General features: G+C 45.4%; 11 protein-coding genes. All 11 read right to left on the bottom strand.

What is annotated here, in order from left to right:
- Positions 1-24: 24 nt before the first annotated feature.
- Entirely contained in the window at positions 25-417 is a 393-nt protein-coding gene (locus tag ACOTZP_RS21890; RefSeq protein WP_000738524.1) for a cag pathogenicity island Cag12 family protein, read from the bottom strand.
- Complete coding sequence (locus tag ACOTZP_RS21885) at positions 414-2249, bottom strand: type IV secretory system conjugative DNA transfer family protein (RefSeq protein WP_000053822.1); 1836 nt, start codon at positions 2247-2249, stop codon at positions 414-416. The genes ACOTZP_RS21890 and ACOTZP_RS21885 overlap by 4 nt, the downstream gene beginning before the upstream one ends.
- A gap of 2 nt (positions 2250-2251) precedes the next feature.
- Positions 2252-3286, bottom strand: a complete 1035-nt coding sequence (gene virB11 / locus ACOTZP_RS21880) for a P-type DNA transfer ATPase VirB11 (protein WP_000650512.1) — start codon at positions 3284-3286, stop codon at positions 2252-2254.
- Positions 3283-3480, bottom strand: coding sequence for a DNA-binding protein (locus tag ACOTZP_RS21875; RefSeq protein ID WP_000629109.1), 198 nt, complete (start codon positions 3478-3480; stop codon positions 3283-3285). The genes virB11 and ACOTZP_RS21875 overlap by 4 nt, the downstream gene beginning before the upstream one ends.
- Before the next feature lies 1 nt (position 3481).
- Positions 3482-4696, bottom strand: coding sequence for a VirB10/TraB/TrbI family type IV secretion system protein (gene virB10, locus ACOTZP_RS21870; protein WP_001295060.1), 1215 nt, complete (start codon positions 4694-4696; stop codon positions 3482-3484).
- Entirely contained in the window at positions 4693-5622 is a 930-nt protein-coding gene (locus ACOTZP_RS21865; protein ID WP_000783386.1) for a TrbG/VirB9 family P-type conjugative transfer protein, read from the bottom strand. The genes virB10 and ACOTZP_RS21865 overlap by 4 nt, the downstream gene beginning before the upstream one ends.
- Before the next feature lie 5 nt (positions 5623-5627).
- Positions 5628-6356 (bottom strand): virB8 family protein, encoded by a 729-nt coding sequence (locus tag ACOTZP_RS21860; RefSeq protein ID WP_004199085.1) that lies wholly within the window; start codon positions 6354-6356, stop codon positions 5628-5630.
- 194 nt (positions 6357-6550) lie between these two features.
- The gene (locus tag ACOTZP_RS21855) at positions 6551-7606 is read right to left on the bottom strand and encodes a type IV secretion system protein (RefSeq protein ID WP_000235886.1); all 1056 of its coding nucleotides are present in this window, start codon (positions 7604-7606) and stop codon (positions 6551-6553) included.
- An 11-nt stretch (positions 7607-7617) separates the two neighbouring features.
- Positions 7618-7875, bottom strand: a complete 258-nt coding sequence (locus tag ACOTZP_RS21850; protein WP_000759841.1) for an EexN family lipoprotein — start codon at positions 7873-7875, stop codon at positions 7618-7620.
- A 9-nt stretch (positions 7876-7884) separates the two neighbouring features.
- Entirely contained in the window at positions 7885-8655 is a 771-nt protein-coding gene (locus ACOTZP_RS21845; protein ID WP_000716326.1) for a type IV secretion system protein, read from the bottom strand.
- A 9-nt stretch (positions 8656-8664) separates the two neighbouring features.
- On the bottom strand, positions 8665-11418 hold the full coding sequence (locus ACOTZP_RS21840; RefSeq protein WP_015060057.1) for a VirB3 family type IV secretion system protein: 2754 nt from the start codon (positions 11416-11418) through the stop codon (positions 8665-8667).
- Between the last annotated feature and the right edge of the window lie 12 nt (positions 11419-11430).

The raw sequence follows: 11430 nt of genomic DNA, 5'->3' as shown, positions 1-11430 counted from the left end.
TACAAGAATTTTATTAATCCGGCGTTATCGTGATAAATAAACACTGGTAGTCCGGCAAGAAAAACAGTTCATTTTATAACGATACTGTATGACACCGTTTGCACCGTTCGCCCTCAACCAGTTTTTAGCTGTGAAAAAGTCTGTTCCGTTACTGGTTTCAACAATCACTGAATCAGAATGTGCAACAGAATAAAAAACAGCATCATCGTAAAGGCGGTTTTCAGGCCTGAAATTATGGATAACCTTAACCCACGATGAATTAACCTTGTCTGATTTAATAACTGAGTATGTCGGTTGCCAGTCCATTAATTGTGTATTCACCGTTTCAGGATTCTGTTCCCAGTCAACCTGTGGTGGTTCAGGCGGAGAGGAACAGGCAGAGAGAAAAAGGACACTGACCATTAACATTTTTTTCATAGTAAAACCTCTGACTCCAGCTCACCGACGGAGAGCATTTTTTCTTTAGAAGGATATTTAAGCCCTTTAACACCCAATACTTTTTTAGTCTTATTCAGAGAGGCGGTTAACTCGGTAAGTTTGGGGCTTACCATCATCAGCCTGTCCATAAAATACGGGTCGAGGAAGTAGAGGGCTTTCTCAGCTTTAACCGGGTTTTCACCTTTAAGAATGATAAATTCTTCTTTAAAATCCAGCGTTCCCAGCTCCTGCGGGAGCACAAGGGCGCGCTGCGCCTCACTTTCTGAACTGCTTTTCGACGTTGAGCGTCCGCTTGTCTTGCTTGAACCTGTCGATTTGGTGGTGATATAGCCCAGCTTTTCCGAAATCTTTTTAGCGTCATCTTCTTCACTGACAGCGTAGATAATCCGGCAGGGATGCGCACTCATCAGCGTTTTGGCACCTTCAACACCATAGATTTCATTAAGCTGACTGATATTCTGGTAAATCGTCAGAAGTTTGAGTTTAAACCCGGCAATATAACCCGAACCTTTTTTAATGATTGGCATGTAACCAATAGACGGAAACTCATCCAGGAACATCAGACAGTCATGTTTCAGTGTCGGGTCAAAGTCAGGGTTTTCTCGTAACGTGACTTCCACAACGAAGTTAAAGAACAGGTTGAGGAAGTCATAGGCCAGGGACATATCTTCAGCATTAACGCCAACATAAACAGTGATATCTTCCCGGCGCAACTGGCGAAGGTCGAAATCATTGCCGTCTGTACATTTGCGAACAGTCGGAAGATAAAACAGACTCATTTTCTTACGAAACGAACCATCAATACTCGAACGTTGTTCGTCTTCGGTTTCGTGATACTCCCTGATTTTGGTCAGGGCATCGCGCAGATGATACAGCGCGTTTTCATCAAGTCCTTTTGTTCCCTCCAGGTCTTCTCGCTTACTGAGTATCAGCTCCCGGTCGATGTTGCTGTACAAATCGACTACAGAACCAATTGAGAAAACAGGTTTAAGCCCGAACTCACCAAGCCAGGAGGGGTCGTAGTTAATAAAGAAATGAAGCAATTTTGCCAGCCCCGTCCAGTACTGCCCCGCGAGGTTATTAAAGTGTGCTTCCGCTCCGGTCAGACCGTAAGACGGGAACAGGATCTCAATCAGCTTCAGCAGGTCTTTAGCCCCGCTCTCTTCTTTTAAATCAATATAGAAAAGCGGGTTAAACTGATGCGTTTTACTGTTGAAAGGGTCAAGAAGATAGACCTTATTACCCAGCAGTTTTTCACGTACCTTACTGGTGATTTTCCACAGTTCCTGTTTTGGATCTAATGCAATCAGGGAATGTTTCCTGACCAGCAGGTTTGGAATACCTATTGCAGCCCCTTTACCTGCGCGGGTTCCTGCGCCAAGTGATACAAAATCTGGTGCGGTATACCACAGGTATTTACCTTTATATGCACCTACAAGAATATCAGTATCGTTTTCTTTCTCCCATTTCAGAAGTTTCGATTTTCTTAAATCATTATCACTGGCAAACTTCGCGTCACCATAAAGAGCAACATCCGTTTTATTCAGTTGCCAGATAATAAAAACAGGCACAATGAGAGACGAAACCATACCTGATAAAAGAGAGGGGATTGCGGTTAACCTGATATCTGTCCGTATATTACTCTCTGTTATTATCCGCCACAGCAGCATGGAATCAAAATTCTTCCATATATAAAGCGGCGTTTTTCCGTTCAGGAAGTAAACAGCAACTGAGCCAGTATAATACGTCACAAGACACATAACCAGACCGATAAAAGCCCACTGGCCTTTATCGGGTAGTTTCAGAGACATAATCACTCCTTCAGCTTTTCAAAGTATTCCTGAAAATGAATATCACGATAGTAAATACCCGATGCAAATCGGTTATCTTCCTCATCGATGTACTTAATACTCATAATCACATCGACGTTGCTTAACACCCTCCGCAATATAATGTTATAAGGCAAATTCTGACATTCAGGGTTCATATAGCACCGTTGAACCAGTCCAAGCACAGCATCTTCAGGGGTGCTCTCATGGACGGTTGTAAGGTTCCCTGCATGGCCGGAACTTGAGCCTTTGAGAAAATCCCAGGCTTCCGCGCCGCGAACCTCAGTCATGAGGATTCTGTCCGGGTTCATACGAAAACCAGAACGTAAAAGAGAAGCGGAACTGACAGTGCTACTTTCCCCTTCTGACGGGTAATACAATTTCACATGATTTTTGTGGAACCTGAACTTTGCTTCATCTGTATCTTCAATTGAAATACATCGTAAATGATGGGGTATGTACTGAAGACAGGCATTTGCAAAGGTGGTTTTACCCGCCCCCGTTCCGGCACAAAATACCATCGTTTTACCCTTAACCAGGCATTCAGGGACAAATTGTTCAAAACAATTATCTTTAAACATTGAAGATAATTCATCTTCTTTATCCCTGAATTTCCCCCCTTGATTTAGCCTTGAGTAAAACCCTTGTTTAACAAAGGTATCATGGTCGATAAACACACTGGACGGCTTACGGATTGTAATAGACACCGTTTCCCGTTCCGTTGCCGGGGGAATAACTATTTGTACACGCTCCCCTCCGGGGAGCGTAACAGAACGTAAGGGATATTCTGGCGTAACCGACCCACCATCATGATAATCAGAAATTGCCCCTGCAAATGACATACAATCTTTAAAATCCATTTTTAATTCATGCTGCTGCCATTTCCCACTCACTTTAACAAACAGTTCATCAGGCCGATTTACCGCGATTTCAGTTAAACCATCGACTTCATTAAGCCAGTGGTGGAAGTATTCATCTATTATTTCATAAACAATATGTCTGTTCTCTGCATCCTTCATAATTCACCTTTTCCTTTAAGATCTTCAATAAAACGCATGACTTCTTCGTAATTAAATCGATGCGTTTTGATTTGTTTCAGTGGTTTGGGGAAAGGAACGCCATTTATTGGTATGCCCTTACGAATATGATGGTATATTTCGCTTTCCCTTATTCCTAACAGCATTGAAAACTCTTTGATATCCAGCGTTATCAAATTACCTCCGGGTACCCACCATTTTTAATTTGTAGATGCTGGAGAAATCCAAATCCTGACCAACGATCAGAGTAATGATTTCCCCCTGGTTTTTATAAAGCGTTGGAGGGATATTTACGCTGTTTGCAAACGCTTCGCGTGCTATATCAGCAAAAGCCTGGCGACTGTTAGCTGTATAGTCGGTCTGATTGTCTTTATTACTTTTAGCCGCTCCACTTGCGGCCTGTGCCACATCGGGGATCATGCCAACCATCATCGCGCCCATAAAGCGATCTGCAAAATGTGTGTCAATCCAGCCTGAAGCCCCGGCCTCACCCAGCGCTCCCGCCGCCTGTGTATCAATCAGCGGAATATCAATGAAAGGTTCCTTACGTGTTCTAAGCTTCGTAGCAGCGATAAACACGGCTCCCTGACCATGATTGAACGTGCCCGTTTTATACATCAGATATGCGGCTGTTCCCTTTTCAATTAGCTTTACATTCCTGTTTGCACTGTATACGTCCTCATTAATCGTACAGACCAGCTTGCCAGCCAGATCAGAAATAAATCGTCTGTCCAGCGAGCACTTAATCGCGGTATTTTCAGGAATGAAAAGGTTAGGGTCATAAGGAACGCGCGTAATTTTAGAAAGCTGCGCGGGTTGCCCTGCATTAACAGGCTGAACCTCTGCCTGTTTGTCACTGCCGTCCCCCTCGTTCCTGGTATTGCTGGCCGTTGATGAGCTACCACCGGAATTTGAGGAAGCAGAGCTGCTCCCCCCATAGGCCACATCCAGCGCACGACTGAAGTTTTGTTGTACTTTTTCCGGTGGCGTTTCCGCTTTGCCGCTGCTTTCCTTCCGTTCTTCCGTCTTAGCCGGTTCTTCCCTGGTGTTGAATGGATCAACATCATCGCTGAGTCCTGTCGCGCGTTTTACTGAACCAGTAGATACCGCATTACTGGCAGGCTTATCATCACCGCTGGACATTGCACGAATAATCGACGGGATATAGTAGACAGACACCCCGGCGGCCAGCAGAAGGAAAGCGGCCACAATAATCACCAGCCCCTTACGCGATTTTTTAAGCTTCTCGATACCCAGGCGTTTTACTGATTTACCGTCATCTTCATCTCCCTTATCCGTTTTATCGTTTTGCTCAATTTCTTTCTGATGCCGTTCCCGTAGTGCCTGTTCAATTTCTACAGCGGTCGGGATTTTATTTTCCTGTTCGCTCACTGGATCACCTCTTTCTCAACGTTCGGGGAAACGGTATCTCCTGCCGGAAGACGGACTTTGCCAAAGCCCCGGTTTTCAACCCCAACAACCTGATTTCCCATACGCAAAACAAAGCGCTGGTCTACAGGAACACCAACAACGGTGAAACTACCGCTGTTTTTGACTACCGGGTTAGTCAGCGTTTCCTGTTCGCCGCTCATAACAAAGACGCTGGGGATTTTCTTCAGGGGGCTGAAGCCAAACCAGGTATAGCGGCCATCGTCATACGCATAATCCGGGCTGATTGACTGGCTGCCGTCAGCTACCCGCTTCCAGTAATCCCAGTTCTTGGGCGACTTCGCATTTTCAAGAGAACGGTTGATTGCCTGCTCCTCCTGCCGCTTGTTAAGAGCCTCAATCCGTTTCTTCTCGATTTCGGCTTGCTCCTTCCGGCGTTCCTGCGGGTACTGGTAATTAACAACAAACGCGATCTTATCCGGCTGCCGGAACGTTCGGGCGTTCAGCTCCATGCTGTAATTACGTTTTGTTGTGCGAACAAACAGGTTTGTTCGCCAGCGTTCCAGGTCGTTTTCAGGATCAAGGGCTACACTGACCACCTCTGAAGACTGGTTGCCATTGTCATCGGTACTGTTCTTCTGTACGGTCTGTTTGACGGGCTTCACTTCGAGATACACCAGGTTATCTTCTTTGTTCACTTCCCAGCCCTGGGGAAAGCCGGTTCTGGCACTGATGACCGTTTCATCCTCGTCAAATACCAGTGTGGTTGTATAGCCAACCGCACTGTTTATGACTGTCGTGTTTTGCGGGTTATAACTGACAATCTGATTACGGGGATCAAAACGGCTGGCTGCTGGCGTAACGGCTGCATGGCAGACGTGCGACACCAACAGAAGCGCCACAATTAGCGCTCCTTTATTCATTTTCATAGTTTTCACCCTTTCACTTCTTTATCGCGTACATAGCTCGTTACAACGAATTTAAGCGGGTTATTGTTTCGGTCACCCGATGCCATTTCGACCTGTGGTTCAATACGGTAGGTCAACCGGACGTTCCAGTATTCATAATCATCCTGGCCTGTCGCGACATTTCGAATGGTTAATTTAAACCGGATATATGCTCCCATATCCTTATCATCGCGCCGGGATGACGGACTGATAATCACGGACGGATTATCCTGAACAGATGCGGTTTTTTCCGCTTTATTATAAATAACCTTTGGTGACTGGTTGCCGTTGATTAAAGCGTTGTAATCCGTCGCCACATTCTCAGCGCTGTATAACAGAACATAATCATAATCATGCTGGAGACTGAAATAGTTATACCCTTCACGACGCTTCACATACTGAGTAATGAAGTATTTCGCCAGCGCTTCATTTTCAGAGAGGTTTTCTTTTTTAACAGAAGTCAGTCTTTCAGCAACGCCAGTGACACCATTAATAAGATAAGCTTCGACAACCGTACTCTTTAACGGTAGCGCTCCATTCAGTGCCAGCAGAGACAACACACCTACGGCAATTCCTGCAATACCACCGAATTTATAAATGCGGTTCATTTTCTCCTGCATCAATACATTTTTCTCTTCAAAAGTAGTTGAAGAGTCTGTTACTTCTTTTTTCTTGTTAAAACCGGGAAGTTTTAATCCTGAGAGTTTAAACCCCATTGCGCATTACCTCTGCTGAATTAACAGGTTCGCTTTTTCCGGATACCGGAGGTTGTTTATGTGACGCCTGGCATCCGACAAGGCAAAGCGTCACGATAGCCGTGATAAGTAGTTTCATAATGTGAGAACCTAAATAGAGGAGTGAATATTTACTGCGGAATACTCAGAGTTGACAGATTTAAATAATAAATCGGTTAACCTCCATATTTCTTTTTCGCCGCATCTATCGCAGCCTGGCGAAGCCTCTTAGCGCCAATATTAACGCCCTGCCCGGTCAGATTCCCCAACTTACCGGATACACCAGGAGACTGGTTGAACCCTCCATCCTGACGGCGAACGCCTTTCCATGCGCCAATCCCTGCATTTTTACCCATACCAAGCAGATTACGCCCCATACGGGAAGCGCCGAACACGCCAGCACCAATCCCCATTGCGGCTGCCCCTTGCATCGCGCCTTCAACACCTACCCCTGCGAGCTGGGAAGCATAGGTTTTGGCTTGCCAGATAATCCAGGCCATAAATGCACCTGCAACCCCGGCCTGAGCACCTGTTGATATCAGATTTAATTCATCTGCGTTAGCTATCGAGATTGTCAGAATGCCATTAAGGAACGTCATTCCCGCTTTAATTGCCAGTCCACAAAACAAGAATATGAAGCATGAGCTAAATATTAACTGAAGCCAGCTATTAAACATCTGCCTTAAAAAACCAAATGAAAGACAAATAATAAACAACGGCGCGGTAATAGTAAGTATCTTAATAGTAACTTCGGCGGCGAGATAAACTATTGAAGTTAGCAATAATGCAATTATCCCTCCAGCATATGTTAATAAAGATGCGATTGCCCCATCTGTTTTCACATACTTCGAAGTATCTTTGGACATAAGATATGCAGCTACCTGCTGAACTTTCTCCCAAAGCTCGTCAACCCATTTCCAAGGATCACCTCCTGCAAATGTTTCCTTCAGCCCATCAATGGCCTGAGTTGCACTATCTAACCACCCCCCCATATTTTTGACAAAAACAAGAATTAACCAGAATCGACATAGATTCCATAAAAAATCCTGCACTGCGGTTTTTTGCTTCCCAACTATTGTGGTATAAGCATACCACAATATATAAATGGAAATACCATACTTACCCAACTGAGACGCTATTGAAGAAAAGTTATCTAACTGACCAGTCAAAGACTGGTCAAGAGTTTTAACAATAACGTCATGAGCGGCCTGGAAATACCTAGAAGTTGCCATAGTGGCTCCTTTTAACTTCCATCTTTACCCAATACATTTTTGAATGCATCTTTATAGTCAACATGCTTAGGATGTAATTGCTTATACCTAAACAAACCTTCCTTAGCGTTTTTACAATTTTCGCTATCACTCCCAGACTTTTTGCATTCAGCTACTTTTTTCGTTGCATCGTCTACGTGAGACTGCCACCAGTCTACAGATTTAACCTCTTCACACCCGGTAAGAAAGAATGTAAGCCCCAACGCCGCAACTAATCCATATTTTTTCAAAATGCCCCCTCAGTTCATTTCATAACTCTGCTGCTCAAATGCTGCCTTATAATCAACAACTGGAGTTTCTTTATTAACAGCCCCTAATTGTTTCTCCTGGAAAGCAGCCTGTAACATTTTCTCCTTGTATTCTGCAAGATCGCGCTGCTTATCGCGATACATTTCATACTGAAATTTGAGCTTGTTAAATTTCAGGCTTGCCAGAGATACAGCGTTTGTCGCGTCCTGCGTGGCTTTCGTGTCCTGGGCGTTCTTCACCTGGTCGATAAGGTCGGCCATTTCCTGATTATCTTCACGCAGTTTACTTTCCAGCTTATTGCCGTACTCGATCCCCGCCAGTTGGGACAGGAACGAGGCTTCACAGCCCCGCACCAGGTCGCCCGTATATCCCAGCCCCTTACAGGTGTTTGTCACCTTATAATCGGCCAGTAGTGATCTGGCTTGCTCAGACAGGGTGGCTTCCGGGTTCTTAATGTAATCATCAATGAAGGAGTTCCCCTGGTCGTAAATATTCTCCAGCTCCTTACTGACAGATTGCGCAGACTGCACCAGTCCCTGAACATCACGAATGCCCGTTTTGGTCAGCAGCTCCTGCTTATAGGCATTAATCTGTTTCTGGTAGTGGTTCACGGTGTCCTGCCACTGTTTGAGGCGTTCTGTCCAGCGCTGCGCTTCGACAGCCCATTCAGGGTTTGCATCAATGGCAACGGGAACACCAGCCTGAGCACCAGAAATAACCGTAACAGAGGCGATAAGTGCCGCAACGATATGCTTTTTCATAGGGATTCCTTAAATCAGGTTTGCACGTTCCAGATAGGTATCAAGCCACTCTTCCGGCTTCATACCCTCTTTCCAGATTTCATCGAACAGTTCAAGCTGGGGTTTCGATGCGCTGAGAACCGGTAGGTAATACGCCGCTTTTCCCAAATCCAGTCTTGCGAAAGCCGCAAAATCATCACTTTCCCCCTTCCTCTGTGGGTTTTTGACGACCAGGAACTGACGAGATAACGGGTCAATGGCTTTAATTTTGTCAAAATAAAGTTCTCTCACTTCCAACTCGTCTACGTACTCACTACGTTTCGCTTTGGGGTTCGCCAGATAAATATGTGTTGCGCACTGCTCACGAACGGCAGCCGCGATAGGTGATTTAATTAGTTCATCCGGCGATTGTGTCGCTACGACAAGCACCATATCCAGCTTACGCGCGGTTTTGAGTTTGTTATAAACAAAATCTCTGAACGCTTCGTTGTTAATCCATTGCCAGAACTCATCCATGTAGATAAGGAGTCGGCGGCCATCAGCCAGCATGGTGACACGGTAGATGAGATAGAATGAAGCGGCGCTGGAAAGTACTTTGTTATCCAGAAACTCCGTTCCGTCTATACCGAAAACGTCCAGGTTGTCCACATCAAACGTATCGTCCGGGTTATCAAACACCCAGCCAAATTCCCCTCCCTGCACCCAGGCATTCAGGCGTGCTTTAAGCCCATGCCGCCGGGTTTCAGTATCATCAGGCTCCAGAATGAGTGGTCGCAACTTACTGATCGGATAAGAGCGGTTTGACCTCTGCATCAGGCGCTCAACGGCATCAGAAATCAGGCGGTTCTGGTAATCATCAAGCGGCTCACTGTTAAGCGTACAAAGTAGCCTCACCAGGTCTTTCATAAAGGAAATATTTCGTTTGGTTGGTGGCAAAGCCGCAGGGTTCCAGCCAGTCGGCTCTCCTTCTTTCACCCGAAAGTAAGCACCTCCCATTGAACGTATACCGGGTTCCGCTGCCCGATCTTTGTCGAAAAATACTGTAGTTAACTTCTTTAATTTCCTCTCAGGTGGAAAAGACTCCGGCGTTCCGAACTGCTGGGCGGCGAAAGCCTTAGTCATCATCACTACCGTTTTACCCACGTTTGACGTACCAAGAATTTCGGTATGCCCCAGCGTGGGGTTTTTACCGAAGTAATTTTGATGCTCGGTAGTCATGTGATAGTTCAGGTTATAAATATCATTTCCTGAGCCGCCCAGGGTGATAAGGTTGTTACCCCAGGTATTTCCTTTCTCCTTGCCCGTAAAGAAATTATGGAAGCTTTCCATTTCGGCAAAGTTCAGACTGCTGATAGAACTCAGGCGTGGCCGTAACGTGTAGTTACCAGGTAACTGAGCAAAATACGCTGCGCCAAGACTCAAGGTTGAATAGGTTACGATCAGCCCTAAATCCTCCAGGGTCGTCGTTACAATATTGGTGTCCTTCACCAGACGCTCCGGCGAATCTGCGTAAACAATCAGTGTCTGGTGACTTTTCCCGAAAGAAATATAGCCGCTGGAGACCATATCGAGACCAACTTTCAAATCAGCGAGCAAGGATTTAGCGGCATCATCGGTCATTTCGAGTTTGTCGATCTGATCATCCAGCGCCTTGATTGCAGACTGCTTGTCTATCGGAGTTAAAGAGGAAGTCTGTACATACTCAACCGGGAGATACATCAGTGCATCAAAAATTCCGGCATCCGTTTCCTGAAAGTAGTCCTTGATCTCGATGCAACGAAAGTACCGGGCATGGTCAGAGGCAGTGATTTGTCCAGCATCGTTACCAAAGAACAGGTCTTTACCACCCAGGTATGTATAAAACGGACTATTGGTGACTCTGACTTTCTGCCAGCGCCCGGATAGCAGTTTCTGGAACAGCGTAAGCTGTTCTGAATAAACTATATTATTTTCTTCATATAACCCAAGACGACGGGAATGAAACCGGGAGAGATAGGTGCTCAATCTGCCACATATTTCATTCATATCATTAATGGGTTCTTCGAAGATATTTTTATTACCCTTTTTCCTTGAAAGAAAATGCGTCACTTTATCTTCAGCGCTGAACGGTTTATAGCATACGGTTAAGTATAATTTGTTTTCAAAATACTCAGCCGCCGAAAGCGATTCGTAATAATCGTTCATCACTCTGTTGACGAATGGGATCTTGCTGTCAAATACAGGTCGCACTTCTTTTCTAACCCGAATACGATGCGTATAAAAGGTAACGGGTTTCCCATCAAAACTACGTATCAGCGTATTGAGCTGGTCAGTAAGCAAGGCTAGATCCGCTTCATCTACACATTCAAAATAAGCTCCGTCAATCTGCCAGGTCGCCAGTAGATCATGGTTTCTGGTAACAATGAGGTTATCAGTGATGTGTGATGAATACGGGATTAACTCTTCAAGAGAAGACTGGTCTTTAAGCTTCATAAAATTGTCCACTTTCGATATATCGACTGCGTCGTACGAACTCCCCGCATAATGGACGGCATTGAAGCGCTTGTTTGCCAGAGGATTACCTTTGATTTGCATTCGCAGATAAAGCAGGTCAAAAAAGCGTTCATCTATCTTCGTAACTCGCTTGATGGCATACCAGCCAGGGAGGATGAGGGCATACATAGCCTCATGAATCCAGACACCAAGCAAAACGCAGATAACGCACATTCCAAGAAAGGGGTAGAGCGGAACGCCCAGCCCCCTAATCAAAGCGGGGCGTGTCAGCCCTTTAAAAACGGTACTCATTTTTACGCCCCC

Origin of the sequence: Enterobacter cloacae complex sp. SYL001, assembly GCF_049237025.1 — a bacterium.
Lineage (GTDB): Bacteria > Pseudomonadota > Gammaproteobacteria > Enterobacterales > Enterobacteriaceae > Enterobacter > Enterobacter intestinihominis.
Note: the sequence above shows the minus strand (reverse complement) of the source record. Positions and strands in the feature narration are given on the sequence as shown.

Excerpts from the sequence above, each read along its gene's own strand:
- virB11 (WP_000650512.1), bottom strand. The coding sequence starts at position 3,286 with ATGAAGGATGCAGAGAACAGACATATTGTTTATGAAATAATAGATGAA.
- ACOTZP_RS21885 (WP_000053822.1), bottom strand. The coding sequence starts at position 2,249 with ATGTCTCTGAAACTACCCGATAAAGGCCAGTGGGCTTTTATCGGTCTG.
- ACOTZP_RS21860 (WP_004199085.1), bottom strand. The coding sequence starts at position 6,356 with ATGGGGTTTAAACTCTCAGGATTAAAACTTCCCGGTTTTAACAAGAAA.
- ACOTZP_RS21890 (WP_000738524.1), bottom strand. The coding sequence starts at position 417 with ATGAAAAAAATGTTAATGGTCAGTGTCCTTTTTCTCTCTGCCTGTTCC.
- ACOTZP_RS21865 (WP_000783386.1), bottom strand. The coding sequence starts at position 5,622 with ATGAAAATGAATAAAGGAGCGCTAATTGTGGCGCTTCTGTTGGTGTCG.
- ACOTZP_RS21845 (WP_000716326.1), bottom strand. The coding sequence starts at position 8,655 with ATGAAAAAGCATATCGTTGCGGCACTTATCGCCTCTGTTACGGTTATT.
- ACOTZP_RS21855 (WP_000235886.1), bottom strand. The coding sequence starts at position 7,606 with ATGGCAACTTCTAGGTATTTCCAGGCCGCTCATGACGTTATTGTTAAA.
- ACOTZP_RS21840 (WP_015060057.1), bottom strand. The coding sequence starts at position 11,418 with ATGAGTACCGTTTTTAAAGGGCTGACACGCCCCGCTTTGATTAGGGGG.